The following is a 16,911-nucleotide window of genomic DNA, read 5'->3' as shown; positions in this document are numbered from 1 at the left end:
TGGTCCGAGCCGACACAACGGTACGGCGATACCTCCGATGTCTTGCTAGGGTCGCCGGGTGACTCACGGCGAGCTTCCCCTCATTCCTCCGACCGCTGGCCAGCTGGCCTGGCAGCGCAAGGAGCTCGGTGTCTTCTTCCACTTCGGCGTGAACACCTTCGCCGGACTGGAGTGGAGCGACGGTACGGTCCCACCGCAGGACTTCGACCCGACCGAGCTGGACGCCGGGCAGTGGGTGGCCGCCGCGTCCGCCGCCGGTGCGAAGTACGTGATCCTGACCGCCAAACATCACGACGGATTCTGCCTGTGGCCGACGGAGACCACCGATTACTCGGTCGCATCGTCGCCGTGGCGAGCGGGCAAGGGCGACGTTGTGGCCGAGGTCGCCGCCGCCTGCGAGCAGGCAGGGCTCGAGCTCGGACTGTACCTGTCGCCGTGGGATCGCAACGCCTCCTGCTATCCCGACGCCGCCGCCTACGACCGGTTCTATCAAGATCAACTCCGCGAGCTCTGCACCCGCTACGGCCCGTTGACCGAGTTGTGGTTCGACGGTGCCGGCTCGCAGGGCCGGGAGTACGACTGGGTCGGGATCGGCGAGGTGATCGAGAGCACCCAGCCGGACGCGATGATCTTCAACATGGGTAATCCGACGATCCGCTGGGTCGGCAACGAGGACGGCCTGGCAGCCGACCCGGTGCAGTATGTCGTCGATCGAACCGACTTCAGCCAGTACACCACCTCGACCACCCGGTTGGATGCCGCGCTCTACCTGCCGCCGGAGTGCGATGTGTCGATCCGCAAGGGCTGGTTCTGGGCCGATCATGATCAACCGAAGTCGCTGGATCACCTGCTGGGGATCTACTACCGGTCGATCGGGATGGGTGCCAATCTGTTGCTGAATCTGCCGCCCGACACCCGAGGTCTGATACCTGATGCCGATCGTGCCCGGGTGACCGCGTGGCGGAGCGAGCTCGACCGCCGGTTCTGCACACCGTACGAGGCAACAGTCACCAAGGTCGACGAGCGGGACCGGACCACCACCTGGCGGGCCGACTTCCCCGAGCCCGTCACCGTCGATCACCTCGAACTGATCGAGGATTACAGCACCGGACAACGGGTGGTCGATCATCGAATGTGGTCCGGTGATCATGAACTCGGCGCCGGTCGGACGATCGGCAACAAACGGCTGCACGCGTTCGCCGCCACTGAGGTCTCGTCGGTGCGGATCAGCACCGGCGGCATCGATCCGGTGCTGGCGACGGTTCGTGGCTATCGGACCGGTGTGGAGACGATCCCCGCGATCAGCTACCGGGCGTCGACCGACGCGCCCGATGATCACTGAGCGCCGCGGTGGTGAAGCACTCCGCTGACAACAGCGGCACGATCCGGGCTAGCACCGGGTCGTGGGACTCCGGATTCCAGCAGGCGTGCAGTTTCACGCTGCGCGCATCGGAGGCAACCAGCTCCCGGTAGACCACACCGTCGATCCGCATCGCCGTGCAGGAGCGCGGGATCAGCGCAACGCCCCGGCCGGCCCGGACCAACGCCAACATGGTCGGAAACTGTGTCGCCACCTCGGCGCCGAGGAAGTCCTCCGTCGCCACCAGGGCCGCGCACACCTCGTGCAGATAGCGAGATCCCTCCGGGCTGTAGCCGATGTAGTCGGCCGATATGTCGGCGAGCCGGATCGGTCCGGGAACGTCGGCGAGCGGATGCTCGGCCGGCACGGCGAGCACCAGTTCCTCGGTGTGCACCGCAACGCCGGTCAGTCCGGCGGGCAGCGGCGGCCGGACCAGACCGAGGTCCAGTCGATTGCCGGAGAGTTGAGCGAACTGCTCCTCGCTGACGAGTTCGTTGAGCTCGACCTCGACACCGGCGAGCTCGTTGTTGATCAGGCTCAGCAGCGGTCCCAGGACCGCGTAGGCGCCGATCGCAGTGAATCCGAGTCGGATCGTGCCGACGTCGCCGGCGGCCACCCGGCGGGCCGACTCCGGCGCGGCATCGACCAGGGTCAGCACCCGGCGGGCGTCGGCCAGGAAAGCGGCACCGGCGGCCGTCAACCGGACCTCGCGATCGCGATCCAGCAGTCGGACGCCGAGGATCCGTTCCAGGGTTTGGATCTGACGGGTCAGCGGCGGCTGCGTCATCTGCAGGCGCTGCGCGGCCCGACCGAAGTGCAGCTCTTCGGCGACCGCGACGAAGCCACGCAGCTGGGCGAGCGAGTAGTCCATACCGGCACAGTATCGGGCGATACCGGATCGGGCTTGGACGGGTATCGCCCCGGCTGCGTACGTTGCTGCCGTGACACGATTGCTGATGGCCATCTCCCCCGCCCGTGCGGACGACGTCTGCGACCCCGCGACCCGCACCATGATCGAATCCCGGTTCGACACGACCTGGGCCGATGATCAACTCGACGTCGCGACGTTGCGCAGACTACTGCCCGGTCGGGACGCGGTGATCACCAGCTGGGGTACGCCGCCGCTGCCGACCGACCTGCTCGGCGCCGATGCGGGCGGACCGACGGTCGTCGGACACGCTGCCGGGACGATCAAGAAGCTGTTGGACGGCGAGGGTCTGGCCCGGGTGACGACCTTCTCCGCGGCGCCCCGGATCGCCTGGTCGGTCGGTGAATACTGTCTGTCCGCGCTACTCACACTGCTGCGCCGGCTGCCCGCGTACGACGCCGGTATCCGGAGCGGCGGTTGGAAGCCGGTTGCCGGACCCGGTCGAGAGCCGCTACTGCGCGGCCTGGAGCTCCGCGGCTCGAGGATCGGGATCGTCGGCGCTTCGTCGACCGCACGAGCATTCATCGAGCTGCTCCGCCCGTTCGGTGTCGAGATGCTGGTGCACGATCCCTACCTGGACCCCGCCCGGGCCGATGCCCTCGGTGTCCGCCCCGCGTCCTTGTCGGAAGTGATGGCTTGCGCGGTGCTGTCGATCCATGTCCCGGCGACACCGGAGACCGAGGGCATGATCACCGCCGAGCTGCTGGACCGACTCCCCGACGGAGGGATCGTGATCAACTCCTCGCGCGCCGCGGCGGTCGACAACGAGGCGTTGATCGCCGCAGCCGACAGTGGCCGGTTGCGAGTCGCTCTCGACGTCTACCCCACCGAGCCACCGGACCTGGCGCCCGAAGTGCTGCAGAATCCGAACCTGCTGCTGACGCCGCACATCGCCGGCGACACCGGCAACGGGCATCAGGCCCTGGTCCGATACGTGTTGGACGACATGATCGCCTTCCTCGACTCCGGGACCACCCACGGGCCGAGCTGGGTCGACCCGGCGAACCTGGCGATCACAGCATGAGCGGCGCTGCGGTGGGCCAGGGATTCTCCGGTTCGACCATCGTGTCGGTGCAGGCGTTCTGCGTTCCGGTGCCGTTCCGGCGCAGCTTCGTCCTCGGCAGCGGCGCCGTCGGTGACCGCGACCGGACCGGTGATGTGATCTTCGTGAAGATCACCACCAGCGACGGGGAGGTCGGTTGGGGCGAGCAACGCGCGCTGCCGAGCTGGAGCTATGAGACGGCAGAAACGATCATGGTGGTGATCGAGAAATACCTGGCGCCGCTGGTGATCGGGCTGACTCCGTTCGATGTCGAGCTGTTTGCCCGGCGCGCTGCCAAGGCGCTCAGTCCTTCGGTCTCCAACGGCTTCCCGTTCGCCCGAGCGGCGATCGACATCGCGATGCACGACGCAGCAGGCCGGCTGGCCGGCCTGCCGGTGCACCAGCTGCTCGGCGGCCGGACCACCGATGCGATCCCGCTCTGCAGCGCCATCGGGATCGATGCGCCGGAGGTGGTGGCGCGGCACGTCCAGGACAGTGCGGCCTACCACGCCTACAAGATCAAGATTTCCGGTGAGGTGCCCGCCGACATCGCCGCAGTCAGGGCCGCCGCCGAGCAGACCGGCGGCAAGCCGATCTGGCTGGACGCCAACCAGTCCTACCGGCCGGCGGCGTTGCACGGCCTACTGACCGCGATCGGCGACCTACCGGGGTTGTTCTGCATCGAGCAACCGGTGCCGAGCACCGACTGGGGCGGGATGCAACGGCTGCGCGCCGATCTCCGGCTGCCGTTGGCGATCGACGAGGGCAGCTTCACCGCCGCCGATCTGGCCCGCACTGCGGTACTCGGGGCAGCCGATCTGGTGGTGATCAAGGTCTGCAAGTCCGGGGGCCTGCGGCAGGCGCAGCGGACCGCGGCTGTCGCCCAGGCCCACGGCATCGAGCTGCTGGCCAGCGGCCTCACCGACTGCGGTGTCGGATTCGCCGCTGCGCTCCACCTGTTCAGCTCCCTGGAACTGGCCCTGCCGGCAGAATTGAACGGACCCGAGCTACTCGACGACCTCTTCGTCGATGGCCTGACGATCACCGACGCGGTCGCCCAGATCCCCACCGGGCCGGGACTGGGTGTCGAGGTCGACGAGGACCGGATCCGCCGCACCGCCCGCTGATCACACGGTACCGATCCGACTCCGACAGCATCATCCGATTCCGACATCATGGGGAGGACATCCAGATGTCAACCATCTCTCGCCGATCGTTGCTGCGAGCAGCCGGCCTGAGCGGCGTCGCAGCCACCGTCGGCGGCACCGCCGCTTGCGCGACCAGCGAAACCAACGACGTCACCTGGTCGATGTGGTCCAGCAGTGCTGCCGAGGGCAAGGTCTGGGCCGATTTCGGAGCCTTTGTGCAGAAGTCGATGCATCGGCGCTCGGTCTCCCAGCTGACCCCGTCCGACGGCTACTCGACCAAGATGGACCTGCAGCTGGTCAGCGGCACGGCGCCGATGGTGACTGCGGTCAACGGCACCTTGATCAGCACCTACGCCGCACGTGGTGCCCTGCGGACCCTGGACGACCTGATCGCCGCCGATCACGACTTCGACGCCGACGACTTCTTCCCCGCCAGCCGGCGGATCTCCTCCTTTGCCGGCCGGACCTATGCCATCGGCTTCGACATCGCGCCGACGGTCCTGTACGTCAACAAGACGATGTTCGCTGCGGCGGGGATCAAGCCACCGTCGCCGACCGAGCCGATGAGCTGGCAGCGATTCCGCGAGCTGGCGGTGGAGTTCGCCCGCAAGGACGGCCAGTACGGCTTCAGCTGTGCCCCCAGCATCGACGATCTGGTGTCCTGGCTCTACTGCGCCGGCGGCAATGTGATGAACGAGCAGCAGTCGATCAGCACCCTGCACACCGACGAGTCGATGCATGCGCTGCGTTTCGTGATCGACCTGTTCACCAGGGATCGGGTCACCCCGCCGATCGACAACCTGGTCACCACCAATGCCCTGTCGAACTTCCTGGACGGCAATGTCGCGATGATGCAGAACGGACCGTGGCAGGTGGTCAATGCTCGCAAGGCCGACTTCGAGTGGGACATCGTCCCCTTCCCGGCAGGACCGGCCGGCAGCACGCCGAGAGTTTCCGGTTCCAGCTTCGCGATGCCGTCAGCGACCGAGGACATCGACCTCGGATGGCAGCTGCTGAAAACCCTGACCAGCACCGCGGCACTGGACATCTATGCCAGGGCCGGCCGCAACAACCCGGCTCGGGAGTCCGCCAGCACGGCATTCGCCGCGCCGCCGCAGAATGTCGGAATCGTGCAGGAGATCCTGGCCGGTCGCTTGGCCGGCGGCCATCCCTACGACGTCACCACCAACTGGAACGAGGTCCGCGATCTGCTCGGCCAGGATCTGCCCCGCTGTTTCCTCGGCCACCGACCGGTCGGTGAGGTGATCAAGGAGCTCCGGCCACGGCTGGACAGTCTGATGGCCCAGAACCAGGACAACATCCGCCAGCTCGAAGGACGATGACCATGAATGCAGTTGCCGCAAGATCGCGAACCAGACCGCCATGGAGAGTGCGTGAGCACCCTCACGTGGCTGCTTGGCTGTTCCTGCTGCCGAGCTTCATCGGGTTCGCGATCTTCACCGCTGGTCCGGTGCTGGCGGCCGCCGTGATCTCGTTGTTGGACTGGAACCTGTTCAGCCCACCGACCTGGGCCGGACTGTCGAACTTCGCCCAACTGCTGCACGATCCGACCTTCTGGTCAGCGCTGGGCAATACGGCCGTCTTCACCTTCACCAGCGTCCCGCTGACGATCGCCGTCAGCTTGGGGCTGGCGTTGTTGCTCAACGTCGGGATCCGGCGGATCGCAGTCTTTCGATCGTTGTTGCTGCTGCCGTATGCGACGATCACTGTTGCCGTCGCTTTCGTCTGGGTGTGGCTCTACATCCCGCACGGCGGACTGATCAACAGCGCGCTCGCCCTGGTCGGCATCGACGGACCGGCCTGGCTGACCTCGGACACCTGGGCGATGCCGGCGTTGGTGATCATGAGTGTCTGGAAGAGCTTCGGTTTCGGGATGGTGATCTTTCTCGCCGGTCTGCAGACGATTCCGCAACAGCTCTACGAAGCGGCCATGGTCGACGGAGCCGACGTACGCCGTCGGTTCCTGCGCGTCACCCTCCCGATGCTGTCGCCGTCGTTACTGTTCGTCGTCGTCACCTCGGTGATCGGCTCCTTCCAGGTGTTCGATCAGGCTCTGATCATGACCAACGGCGGCCCCGGGACGGCGACCACCACACTGGTGATGTACATCTACCGGACCGGCTTCCAGAACTACCACCAGGGCTATGCAGCCGCCCAGTCCCTGGTGTTGTTCGCGTTCATCGTGGTGATCACCGCCGGACAGTTCCTCGCCAGCAGGAGGTTGGTGCACTATGACCAGTGAACTCACTCTCCCTCGTCCGATCGTGACGCCACCGAAGTCGCCCGACGCCCAGCCGGGCGCCGACCGGCAGCTTCGGACCAGGTTGCTGCTGTTCGTCTGCTTCCTGGTGACCGCGTTCACCCTGATCCCGGTGGTGATGATGGTTCTGGTCGCGTTCCAGTCCGATCCGGAGTCGATGGCGGCCACTCCCTCGTTCTGGCCGTCGAGCTGGCATCCGGAGAACTTCGCTCGCGTCTTCGAACTGGTGCCTGTCGGCCGTTACCTGCTGAACACAGTGATCTTCGCCGCCGGCACCACGCTACTGGAGACCGCGACGGCCGCGCTGGCCGCGTACGCCTTCGGGCGGATCCGGTTCCGGGGCCGCAATGTGATCTTCGCGATCTACCTGGCGACCTTGATGATCCCGTCGCAGGTGACCCTGATCCCGCAGTTCGTGCTGGTCGCGCGGTTGCACTGGGTCGACACCTGGTGGGGCATGATCATCCCGCACGCCTTCACCGCACTCGGCGTTTTCCTGCTCCGGCAGTTCTTCCTCGGCATTCCGGGCGAGTACGAGGAAGCGGCACGGATCGACGGCGCCAATCGCTGGCAGAGCTTCACCCGGATCATCCTGCCACTGGCGGTACCGGCGGTCGCTACCCTGGCCGTCTTCAAGTTCATCAGCCAATGGAACAACCTGCTCTGGCCGCTGGTGGTGTCGAACACCGATGCGACCCGGACCGCTGCTGTCGGCCTGCGGGTGTTCCAGGACAGCAACGGCACGCAATGGAATCTGCTGCTGGCGGCTGCCACGGTCACCACCGTGCCGTTGATCATTCTGTTCTTCCTGACGCAGCGATGGTTCGTGCGCGGGATCACCCTGAGCGGCCTGGGAGGTCGATGATGTCACCGAAGTCCACTCCAGGTCCCGCGGCCCGGACCTGGGCGATCTTCAGCAAGCCGTGGGCCGGCCTGGCCGCGGACGAACTCGGCCCGCTGATCACCGGGATGGGGTTCGACGCGGCCGAGGTGCCGGTCCGCGACGGTGCCTATCTGAGGCCGGACACGACGGGCGCGCGGCTGGCCGACTTCGTCCATCGGCTCGCCGGCCACGGCGTACAGGTGATCAGCATCGCCTCCGAGCCGACCGAACCGATGCTCGCGGCCTGTGCCGAAGCCGGGGTGCCGATGATCAGGATCATGGCCCCGATCGGCGCCCAGGGCTATCGCGCATCCGTCGACCGGCTGCGTACCCGGTTCGACGCGCTGGCTCCGCTCTGCAGCCGATACGGCGTCGAGATCGGCATCCAGCCGCACCACGGAGCATTCGTCAGCACCGTCCTCGGCGTGCACGAGCTGATCAAGGACCTGGCACCGCAGTTCCGGATCGTCTGGGACGCTGCGCACGACGCGCTGGCCGGTGAGAACCCGGCGTACACGCTCGAACAGTGTGGCGACCGACTCGGCCTGGTCAACCTGAAGAATGCCGAGTATCGGCGGGTGTCGGACGACAGCCCGTTCCGCTACCGATCCTGGTTCGACGCCGGAGACCAGGGCCTGGCGGATTGGCCGTTGATCATGGACGTGCTGCGCCGGATCTCCTACCACGGACCGATCTGCTTGACCGCGCAGTACACCGACCGGACACCCGAACAGACCGCCGTCCAGGCGACCACCGACCTCGCCTGGGTCCGCTCCCTGGATCGCGATGGGGTCAGCGCGCGGTAGCCATCGACTCGGTGCCACGACCGGCCTCTTCAGCGGCCACGTGACAGGCGACCTCGATGCCTGGGGCAAGCTCCAACAGCGGCGGGGTGGTGGTCCGGCAGACGTCCCGCGCCAGCGGGCAGCGGTCGGCGAACCGGCACCCCGGTCCGGGATCGATCACCTTCGGCGGTTCACCCTTGGCCATCTCGGCGGTCACGGCCAGCTCGGCCCGAGGATCGGGTACGGCCGCAACCAGGAGCTGGGTGTAGGGATGTCGTGGATCGCCGAGCACATCGTCGACCGGACCGGACTCCACGATCCGCCCGGCGTACATCACCATCATCCGGTCCGCGACGTAGCGGGCGCTGGCAATGTCGTGGGTGATGTACAACAGCGATACACCTTGCTCGTCACGCAACGCAGTCATCACGTTGAGCAGGCCGATCCGGATCGAGATGTCCAGCATCGACACCGGCTCATCGGCCAAGATCAACTTCGGCCGATAGGCCAGCGCCTGGGCGAAGCCGATCCGTTGTCGTTGCCCACCGGACAACTCGTAGGGGTAGCGATCCACGATCTGTGCCGCCGGCGACAGACCGACCGCGGTGAGCAGCCGTTCGGCCTCGGCTCGCCGTTCGCCGGGCGCGATGTCGGGACGATGCAGCTTCAATCCCCGCAGGATCCCGTGCGATACCGGGTAAGCCGGATTGAGCGAGCTGAACGGGTCCTGGAACACCATCGGCACTGCGGCCCGATACCGCAGCACCTCGCGGCGGGAGCGCAGCGACGACAGCGGTTTGCCGTCGAAAAAGATCTCACCGCTGGTCGGACGATAGACCTGCGCCAGCAGCCGAGCGATGGTGCTCTTGCCGCTGCCGCTCTCGCCGACCAGGGCGACGATCTCGGACCGACCGATCGAGAAATTGGCGTCATCGACCGCATGCAGCCGGCCGCGTCCGCGTAGCCCGCTGCCGACGCGGAACGTCCGGGTCAACCCCTTGGCCTGCAGCACGTCGTGGGTGTCCCCGGAGTTCGAAGCCGCGGTCGACGTGTCCGTCCGTGCGTCAGTCATGATCACCGGCTCTCCTCGTCTCGGTACCGATCCGGGCCGGATCGGCAAGCAGGCAGCGGGACCCCACTCCGGCGATGTCATACAGCGCGGGCTCGGTCGTCGCACAATCGGCGAACGCCAACGGACAGCGCGGTTCGAAGCGGCAGCCCGGTGGCAGTGCGGACAGACTCGGCGGTGCGCCCGGGATGCCCTCCAGCGGTCTCCGTTCACCCTTGATCGACGGGAACGCGTCCAGCAATCCCCTGCTGTACGGGTGTGCCGGGGTGTCGAAGACCTGCCGGGTCGGGCCGAATTCCACCTCCTGGCCGGCATACATCACCATCAGTCGGTCGGAGAAGTGACTGACCAGACTCATGTCGTGGGTGACGAAGAGCACCGCGAAGCCGAGCCGGTCCTGCAGTTCCTTGATCTGTAGCATCAACGAGCGTTGAGCGACGACGTCCAGCGCCGACGTCGGCTCGTCCATGATCACCAATTCGGGGGTGAACAGGAGTGCCATCGCGATCATCGCGCGCTGCCGCATCCCGCCCGACAGTTGATGCGGGAAGCTCGCCAAGTGGGCCCGGTCGATGCCGACCAGGTCCAGCACGTCCTCGGATCGGGCGCGGATCTCGGCCTTGTCCCGCACGCCGTGTGCGCGCATCGTGTCGGCGAACTGGTCCCGCAGCCGCTTCACCGGGTTGAGCGCATTCATCGCGCTCTGCATCACCACCGACATCTCCCGCCAACGGATCGGCGCCAGCTCGCGGGCATTCATCGCCACCATGTTCTTGCCGCGGAAGACCACCTCGCCGCCGGCGATCCCGGCCGGTGCGGTCAGCAGTTGTGCGATCGCGAACAACAGCGTCGACTTGCCGCACCCGGACTCCCCGACGATGCCGAGGAACTCCCCCGGCTGCAGCGTCAGGTCGACATGATCGACCGCCGTGACCGGGCCGGCGGAGGTGTCGTAGGTGACCGACAGGTCGGTGACCTCCAGCAGATTGCTCACGTGGACGCACCCTTCCGTCGGCGCACCGGACGCAGCGCCGGATTGCTGATCTCGTCGAAGGCGTAGTTCAGCAGGGCGAACGAAGCCCCGAGCAGCGCGATGCAGAGCCCGGGTGCGACCACCCACCACTGCTGTCCGGTCTGCAGTGCCTCATTGCTCTGCGCCCAGTGCAGCATCGTCCCCCAACTGATCGACGACGAATCACCCAAGCCGATGAACTGCAGGCCAGCGGCAGCCAGCAACGCGTACAGCGCCGCGCCGAGGAAGTTGGCGGCGATCAGCGAGATCATCGTGGGCAGCATCTCGAACAGGATCACGTACGGTGCCCGTTCGCCCCGCACCCGCGCGGATTCCAGGAAGTCCCGATTCCGCAGCGACATGGCCTGGGCGCGGAGCTGGCGAGCACCGTAGGACCAGCCGGTGACCACCAACACACCGATCACCACCGCCAGGTTGCCGCCACCGGCGTAGGCGGCGATGACGATCATCAACGGAAAGGCGGGGATCACCAGGAAGACGTCGATCAACAGTGACAGCAGGTCCTCCGCCACACCCCCGAGATAGGCTGCGGAGACCCCGATGATCACCGACAGCAGACTGGCCAGGGCACCGGCGACCACGGCAACGAGCAGCGACAGCCGGGTCCCGTAGATCAACTGGGCCCAGATGTCCTGACCGAACGCGTTCGTCCCCAGCAGATGCCCGGCACCGGGTGGCAGCAGTTGGGCGAACTTCTGATTGGGGTCGTGCACCGAGGTGAAGATCCCGGGCACGATCGCTGCTACCACGAAGATCAACAACAGCACGGCGCCGACCAGGGCCTTGCGGTTACCCAGCACCGCCCGGAGCACGCCCGAACCGGACCGCACTCGGGTTGTCGACGCCGCTTGATCGGTTGCCGCGCCGGCTGTGACAGCACTCATCGCTCCGCCCTCCTCAGCCTGCGGTCCGGACGCGCGGATCGAGCCAGGCGGTCAGGAAGTCGCTGATCAGCACCGCGACCAGGACCGTGACCGTGATCAGCACGAACAATGCCTGCATCAACGGATAGTCCTGATTGTTGACCGAACTCAGCAGCATGTAGCCGACTCCCGGATAGTTGAAGGTGTATTCGACCAGGATCGATCCGCTGACCACGAATCCGAGCGACATCGCAAAGCCCGAGAGATTCGGCAACACCGCATTCCGGGCAGCGTAGTTGATCATGATCTTCCGGTCGGCGATCCCCTTGGCTCGCGCCATTCTGATGTAGTCCTCGGCCAGGGTGGTCACCACGTTGTTGCGCATGGTCAGGATCCAGCCGCCGATCGAGACCACCAGGATGCTGATCGACGGCAGGATCGCGTGTTTGATCACGTCGACGACGAACTCGGCATTGAAGCCCGGATCGAGGATCGGGTCGTACCCACCGTCGTTCGGCAGCGCACCGTTGGTGCCGAGTGAGAAGGCCATGATCAGGATCAGCCCGACCCAGAAGTACGGCAGTGCCGAGGTGATCACGAACACCGGCGGTAGCACGCTGTCCACGGCCCCGTTGCGTCGCCATCCACCGATCACGCCGATCCCGGTGCCGACGACGAACGCGACCACGGTGGTGATGCCCACCAGGCCGAGCGTCCACGGCAGGGCCTGGGCGACGACCTGACTCACCGGCTGCGGAAAGAACGTCAACGACGTACCGAAGTCTCCGGTCAGGGTGTTGCCCAGATACTCCACGTATTGCACCGGGAGCGGCTTGTGAGTGTTCAACCCGAAGGCGACCTCGAGCGCCTTCAGCGCCTCCGGATTCACCCGCCCCTTGTAGCGGGCCATCATGGCCTCGGCGGGGTTCCCCGGCATCAGCCGGGGAACGAAGAAGTTCACCGTCAGTGCCACCCACAGGGTGATCACGAAGAACCCCAACCGCCGCACGATGAAGCGCATCAGCCGCTCCCGGTCCGGTAACTGTCGATCATGACTATCCCTTGGGCTTCAGGTGCAGCAGCACCTGCTCGAGGTCGGGCACCGCATACGGCGCCGGCAGCGCGTACGGGTCCTCCTTGGTCGGCCAGCCGGTGAAGTCCTTGGTGTTGTACTGGAACCAGCTCACACTCTCCAACACCGGGATGGTCGGCACGTCGGCGAGCATCACGCTCTGCAACTCGTCGACGATCTCGTGCTGCCGCTTGTCGTCGGCCCCCGGGTACTCGTTGAACAGTGCATCGGTCTTCTTGTCGGAGTAGCGGGAGTAGTTGCTGGACGCGTTCTCCCCCAGCGGCGCGGTGTTGCCGCTGTACAGGTTCTGGCGCAGCTCGTAGTACGGCAGCGGCCCGCCGGTCTGCGACCCGTAGGCCAACTGGAAGTCGCCCTTGTAGAGCTTGGTGTTGTAGGTCTGGCCGGCGATGTTCTGCACGTCCAGGGTGATGCCGAGCGGCTGCAGCTGGGACTTGATCTCCTGCAGCTCGGCCTCCCAGTCGGTGTAGCCGGAGACGCTGATGATCGTCAGCTTGAGCGGCTTGGACGTCGAATAGCCCGCCTTGGACAGCAGACTCTTGACCTTGGCCTTGTCCTGCTGGTAGCCGTACTTGTCCGCCGCGGCCTGGTCGTACCAGTCCTTGAAGGTCGGCAGCACGATGCCGGCCTGGTTGGAGGCCGGAAGCTGGCCGCCGACGCCGATCTTGGAGACCTGTTCCTTGTCGATCGCGTAGGCCAACGCCTGCCGGACCGCCAGGTCCGCGGTCGGTCCCTTCTTCAGGTTCAGGAAGATCTGCACGTTGGCCACCGGCGGATACCAGTAGTGGTTGTTCTCCTTGTCACGATCGACGTAGTAGCGATCGACGTTGGGAATGTACTGACCGCCCCACTGCGCCTTGCCGGTGGCAAGATCAAGATTGGCCGGGCTGTTGTCGGTGTAGGACGGGTAGTTGACCGTCTTGATCACCGGCTTGCCCTGCTGCCAGAAGTTGGGATTGGCCTGGTAGCGGATGTTGGCCGGCTTGCAGTTGTCGATCGTGTACGGACCGCTGCCGACCGGCTTCTTGTCGGTGAACTGCACCGGATCCTTGGCCGCTTCCCCGGTGCTCCAGACATGCTCCGGCACGATCGGGGTCTGACCGGCGATGTAGTAGAAGTACGGCTCCGACGGCTGCTTGAACTTCATCGTCACCGTCGACCCGCTGGCCTTCACCGACAACAGACCGGACGACCAGACCGCGTTCAGGTCTAGCCCTTTGTACTTCTTCAGCAGGTTGAAGGTGAAGGCGACGTCGTCGGCCGTCAGCGGCTTGCCGTCGTTCCACTTCACGCCGTCCCGGATGGTGAAAGTGAGCGTCTCCTTGTCACTGCTCCATTTGGCAGCCGACGCGATCATCGGTGTCTGCTTGGCATTCTGCAAGGTGTTGACGTGCACCAGCGTCTCGTAGACGAATCCGATCGACTGGCCGTTCACCGACGGGTTGAACGGATTGAACCCGCAGGTCCAGGTGGCCCCGCCGACGTTGGCGATCGTCAACGAAGCACCCTTGGACCCGGATCCCGACGATCCCCCGCCGGAGCATCCGGCGATCAGGCTGAGGATCGCGATCACCGCGACGATCAGCGATTTCCGCTTCATGATCATTTCCTCCCGTTGTCGGATGCTCCGGTCGCCACAGCCGGACCGGTCATCCGAAGACTTCTTCCTGCAGTTGACGAACGGCGGCCTCGACGGCACCATGGCGGACCGCATTCTCACGCCCGGTGGCCGGTCGGACCTCCGGGCGATGAGCGACCAGCCGGTGCAACCGGTCGGCCACTCGGTCGGCGAGTCGATCTCCTCCGGCGACGCCGATATCACCGCCGAGGATGACGAGCTGGGGGTCGAGCAGCGAGACCGGAATGACTACCGCCTGGGCGATCCGCCCCGCAAGATCACCGAGGAATCCTTCCGGGTCACCAGGAGCCTGGCCATGATCGGCAACACCCGACACGGCACGCCGGACCGCTGTCGTCGCTCGGCTGGCGGCGATCCCGTAGGAGGAGGCCAGGGACAGTACGCCGGCAGCGTCGATCAGCCTGCTGATCGGCTGACCGTCGGTGGTGATCGGCGCGAAGTCGATCTCTCCGGCGGCTCCGCGCGATCCGCGATGCAGACGCCCGCTGACGATCACGGCCGCCGCGACACCGCGGCTCATCCAGAGCAGCACGACGTCGGTGTAGCCGCGGGCGCAGCCGTGCAACAATTCGTCGGTGGCGACCAGATTGACGTCGTTCTCCACCGTGACCGGCACCCCGAGCGCTTCGGTGAGCCGGCTGGGCACATCGAATCCGAGCCAGCGCGGCATGTGACCGGCGTAGCCCAGCAGACCGGTGAGTGGATCGATCGATCCGGAGATCCCGACCACGGCCCGGTCCAGGTCGGCCAGCTTCAGCCCGTGGCCGCGGGCAGCATCGATCACGGCGCGGCGAAGGGTCGGGATCGGATCCGGTCCGGTCCCCCGGCTGGTCACCTTCCGCTCGGCGACGATTCCGCCCGCCAGGTCGGCGACGGCGACATCGAAGCTGGAGGAGATCACATCGATGCCGATGGCGTAGCCCGCGGTCTCGTTGACCGTCCACAGCCGCGCATTCGGTCCGGGGCCGGCACTGGCCCGATGTCCGTCCTGACGGACGAGCTCGGCCTCCTGCAGCCGGCGCAGCAGCTCCGCAGCCGCGGGCTTGGACAGCCCGATCTCCTGCTCCAGTTCGATCCGCGACATCGGACCACGACGGATCAGTGCATGCAATGCGGCACGATCGTTCATCGCACGGAGCGCCCGGGGACCGCCGACTCGCACAGCTCATCCCCCTTCCCGACAGCTTCGTCGCTGCCGTCCCGAACGATCAGGCCATCCGCCAACGGCCCGGCCACCCTCAACGACCAAGGACGACGCCAGAACTTAATGGTCTGGAAAGTTCCCAGATAGAAAGAGGATGGCGCAGGGTCATCAGGGCGTCAAGGGGTGGACCACCATGTAACAGGTTGTTCACAACGAGATCCGGGCGCCCGGGTCGGCCGGCGGCGAAGTCGGCAGTGTGCTCAGCTCGGCGCCAGGACGGCGGCGATCACGATCAACACGACCAGCGACAAGACGGTGGTGACGAAGACCGAATCGCGGGCGAGGATGACGCCCCGGTCGTACCGTACGGCGTGGGTGAACACATTCTGCGCAGTCGGCAGCGCCGCCACCACGGTGACAGCCAGCACGGCATGCGGCTCGAGGCCGAGCACGTACCTGGCCATCACAAATCCGACCAACGGCTGCACGACCAGCTTCAGCAGCGCGATGTAGCCGATCTGGATCTTCGGCTCACCACGTCCGGGCAGTGGGCCGAGGCGCAGCGAGATGCCGTACGCGATCAGCATCCCGGGCACTGCCATGTTGCCGATCATGTGCAGCGGGTCGTTGAGCACCCGGGGCAGGTGGATCGAGAAGATCGACAGCAACAGGCCGACCAGTGAGCCGAGCATCAGCGGGTTGCGGAACGGCTGGCTGATCAGCCGCAGCCATCGCCGGTCCCCGTGGTTCTGGCTGTTGGTGGTCAGATCGAGGATCGCCAATCCGAGCGGCTGCAGCAAGATCAACTGGGTCAGCAGCATCGGCACGATCCAGGACGCACTGCCGAGCGCGTAGACCGCCATCGGCAACCCGAGATTGCCGGCGTTGACGTAGGCCGAGCAGAAGGTACCGATCACGGTGTCGCTGGCGTTGCGCCGGAAGATGAACCGGGCGGCCAGCACGTAGAGCACGGCACTGACCGCGACACTGGTGATCGACGCGATCAGATTGGCCGAGAAGATCTGCCGGACGTCGGTCTCGGCCAGCACCGTCAGCATCAGTGCCGGACTGGCGACGAAGAACGCCAGCCGGGCCAGCACCGTCTGCGCCGTCGCGCCGGCGATCTTGAGATGGGCGATGGCGAAACCGACGCCGATCACGATCACCAGGGTCAGGAATCCCTGCAGGACTCCACCCACGCGCATCTCTTCCTGTCGGACCGGCCGTTGCCAGCGCCATTCTTCCCTACCGGCCACCGCTACGACGACTCGGTCCACCCGACGGGCGACGGTGCCGGTCAGAAGGCCGGTCGTCAGAAGGTCGGTCTGGCCATTCCTGCGACCACCAGCTGGACGACCACCGCTGCGATCAACAGCAGGGCCGCGACCGGCCACAGCCTGCTCGGCGGGGTGCGGACGACGTTCCAGACGAGCCACCCGGCCGCAGCCACGGTCAGCGCCACCACCAGCCCGGTGCCCACTACTGCCGGACCGAAGGTGGTGACGTGCTTCGAAGCCTCGCCACCCGACGTTCGCGGCGGCAACGAGTAGGTCATCGTCGTCTGGGAAGCGAGCAGCAGCACCATCGCCGCACAGCCGAGCGTGATGACCGCCGAGGCAGCGATCCGAAGGGGTTTTGGCACCGTC

The 16,911-nt window shown here is 66.2% G+C and carries 16 protein-coding genes; 7 read left to right on the top strand and 9 right to left on the bottom strand.

Translation table 11 applies throughout. The features are described 5' to 3' along the window. Positions 1-58: 58 nt before the first annotated feature. Positions 59-1,342, top strand: coding sequence for an alpha-L-fucosidase (locus BLU38_RS26840; protein WP_091529393.1), 1,284 nt, complete (start codon positions 59-61; stop codon positions 1,340-1,342). On the opposite strand, the gene BLU38_RS26835 is transcribed toward BLU38_RS26840, so the two are convergent. Then, positions 1,302-2,231 carry a LysR family transcriptional regulator gene (locus BLU38_RS26835; protein ID WP_091529390.1) on the bottom strand — a complete coding sequence of 310 codons (930 nt, stop codon included), beginning with the start codon at positions 2,229-2,231 and terminating at the stop codon, positions 1,302-1,304. The two genes, BLU38_RS26840 and BLU38_RS26835, sit on opposite strands and share 41 nt — an antisense overlap. Before the next feature lie 70 nt (positions 2,232-2,301). Between BLU38_RS26835 and BLU38_RS26830 the strand changes: the two genes are divergently transcribed. The 6 genes from BLU38_RS26830 to BLU38_RS26805 all read left to right on the top strand — a co-directional run bounded on the left by BLU38_RS26830 (position 2,302) and on the right by BLU38_RS26805 (position 8,448). Then, positions 2,302-3,312 (top strand): hydroxyacid dehydrogenase, encoded by a 1,011-nt coding sequence (locus BLU38_RS26830; protein ID WP_091529388.1) that lies wholly within the window; start codon positions 2,302-2,304, stop codon positions 3,310-3,312. Further along, the gene (locus BLU38_RS26825) at positions 3,309-4,457 is read left to right on the top strand and encodes a mandelate racemase/muconate lactonizing enzyme family protein (protein WP_091529385.1); all 1,149 of its coding nucleotides are present in this window, start codon (positions 3,309-3,311) and stop codon (positions 4,455-4,457) included. The genes BLU38_RS26830 and BLU38_RS26825 overlap by 4 nt, the downstream gene beginning before the upstream one ends. Before the next feature lie 65 nt (positions 4,458-4,522). Further along, positions 4,523-5,821: an ABC transporter substrate-binding protein gene (locus BLU38_RS26820; protein WP_091529382.1), complete on the top strand. Its 1,299-nt coding sequence runs from the start codon at positions 4,523-4,525 to the stop codon at positions 5,819-5,821. Positions 5,822-5,886: 65 nt separating this feature from the next. Then, positions 5,887-6,741 (top strand): carbohydrate ABC transporter permease, encoded by an 855-nt coding sequence (locus BLU38_RS26815; RefSeq protein WP_231920059.1) that lies wholly within the window; start codon positions 5,887-5,889, stop codon positions 6,739-6,741. Beyond that, complete coding sequence (locus BLU38_RS26810; protein WP_091529376.1) at positions 6,731-7,624, top strand: carbohydrate ABC transporter permease; 894 nt, start codon at positions 6,731-6,733, stop codon at positions 7,622-7,624. Before BLU38_RS26815 ends, BLU38_RS26810 begins: the two co-directional genes overlap by 11 nt. Beyond that, on the top strand, positions 7,621-8,448 hold the full coding sequence (locus BLU38_RS26805) for a sugar phosphate isomerase/epimerase family protein (protein ID WP_197679881.1): 828 nt from the start codon (positions 7,621-7,623) through the stop codon (positions 8,446-8,448). Before BLU38_RS26810 ends, BLU38_RS26805 begins: the two co-directional genes overlap by 4 nt. Here the strand turns inward: BLU38_RS26805 and BLU38_RS26800 are convergent. From BLU38_RS26800 to BLU38_RS26765, 8 genes are all read right to left on the bottom strand, one after another. Beyond that, the gene (locus BLU38_RS26800) at positions 8,435-9,499 is read right to left on the bottom strand and encodes an ABC transporter ATP-binding protein (RefSeq protein ID WP_091529371.1); all 1,065 of its coding nucleotides are present in this window, start codon (positions 9,497-9,499) and stop codon (positions 8,435-8,437) included. The genes BLU38_RS26805 and BLU38_RS26800 overlap by 14 nt on opposite strands. Continuing rightward, the gene (locus BLU38_RS26795; RefSeq protein WP_197679880.1) at positions 9,492-10,490 is read right to left on the bottom strand and encodes an ABC transporter ATP-binding protein; all 999 of its coding nucleotides are present in this window, start codon (positions 10,488-10,490) and stop codon (positions 9,492-9,494) included. Before BLU38_RS26795 ends, BLU38_RS26800 begins: the two co-directional genes overlap by 8 nt. Continuing rightward, entirely contained in the window at positions 10,487-11,413 is a 927-nt protein-coding gene (locus BLU38_RS26790; protein ID WP_091529369.1) for an ABC transporter permease, read from the bottom strand. The genes BLU38_RS26795 and BLU38_RS26790 overlap by 4 nt, the downstream gene beginning before the upstream one ends. 13 nt (positions 11,414-11,426) lie before the next feature. Beyond that, on the bottom strand, positions 11,427-12,413 hold the full coding sequence (locus tag BLU38_RS26785) for an ABC transporter permease (RefSeq protein WP_091529366.1): 987 nt from the start codon (positions 12,411-12,413) through the stop codon (positions 11,427-11,429). Positions 12,414-12,447: 34 nt separating this feature from the next. Continuing rightward, positions 12,448-14,082 carry an ABC transporter substrate-binding protein gene (locus tag BLU38_RS26780; protein WP_091533220.1) on the bottom strand — a complete coding sequence of 545 codons (1,635 nt, stop codon included), beginning with the start codon at positions 14,080-14,082 and terminating at the stop codon, positions 12,448-12,450. Positions 14,083-14,131: 49 nt separating this feature from the next. Beyond that, positions 14,132-15,250, bottom strand: coding sequence for an ROK family transcriptional regulator (locus tag BLU38_RS26775; protein WP_091529364.1), 1,119 nt, complete (start codon positions 15,248-15,250; stop codon positions 14,132-14,134). A 275-nt stretch (positions 15,251-15,525) separates the two neighbouring features. After that, positions 15,526-16,464 (bottom strand): AEC family transporter, encoded by a 939-nt coding sequence (locus BLU38_RS26770; RefSeq protein ID WP_091529363.1) that lies wholly within the window; start codon positions 16,462-16,464, stop codon positions 15,526-15,528. Between the two features lie 113 nt (positions 16,465-16,577). Next, the gene (locus BLU38_RS26765; protein ID WP_157683737.1) at positions 16,578-16,907 is read right to left on the bottom strand and encodes a hypothetical protein; all 330 of its coding nucleotides are present in this window, start codon (positions 16,905-16,907) and stop codon (positions 16,578-16,580) included. Positions 16,908-16,911: the final 4 nt, after the last annotated feature.

Source organism: Microlunatus soli, assembly GCF_900105385.1.
GTDB classification, from domain to species: domain Bacteria; phylum Actinomycetota; class Actinomycetes; order Propionibacteriales; family Propionibacteriaceae; genus Microlunatus; species Microlunatus soli.
The sequence above is the reverse complement of the archived record's forward strand: the minus strand, read 5'-3'. Positions and strand labels throughout refer to the sequence as shown.

What these genes read in the sequence shown, in the direction of transcription:
- BLU38_RS26835 (WP_091529390.1), bottom strand. Translation starts at nt 2,231, where the DNA reads ATGGACTACTCGCTCGCCCAGCTGCGTGGCTTCGTCGCGGTCGCCGAA.
- BLU38_RS26825 (WP_091529385.1), top strand. Translation starts at nt 3,309, where the DNA reads ATGAGCGGCGCTGCGGTGGGCCAGGGATTCTCCGGTTCGACCATCGTG.
- BLU38_RS26820 (WP_091529382.1), top strand. Translation starts at nt 4,523, where the DNA reads ATGTCAACCATCTCTCGCCGATCGTTGCTGCGAGCAGCCGGCCTGAGC.
- BLU38_RS26810 (WP_091529376.1), top strand. Translation starts at nt 6,731, where the DNA reads ATGACCAGTGAACTCACTCTCCCTCGTCCGATCGTGACGCCACCGAAG.
- BLU38_RS26805 (WP_197679881.1), top strand. Translation starts at nt 7,621, where the DNA reads ATGATGTCACCGAAGTCCACTCCAGGTCCCGCGGCCCGGACCTGGGCG.
- BLU38_RS26800 (WP_091529371.1), bottom strand. Translation starts at nt 9,499, where the DNA reads ATGACTGACGCACGGACGGACACGTCGACCGCGGCTTCGAACTCCGGG.
- BLU38_RS26790 (WP_091529369.1), bottom strand. Translation starts at nt 11,413, where the DNA reads ATGAGTGCTGTCACAGCCGGCGCGGCAACCGATCAAGCGGCGTCGACA.
- BLU38_RS26785 (WP_091529366.1), bottom strand. Translation starts at nt 12,413, where the DNA reads ATGCGCTTCATCGTGCGGCGGTTGGGGTTCTTCGTGATCACCCTGTGG.
- BLU38_RS26780 (WP_091533220.1), bottom strand. Translation starts at nt 14,082, where the DNA reads ATGAAGCGGAAATCGCTGATCGTCGCGGTGATCGCGATCCTCAGCCTG.
- BLU38_RS26775 (WP_091529364.1), bottom strand. Translation starts at nt 15,250, where the DNA reads ATGAACGATCGTGCCGCATTGCATGCACTGATCCGTCGTGGTCCGATG.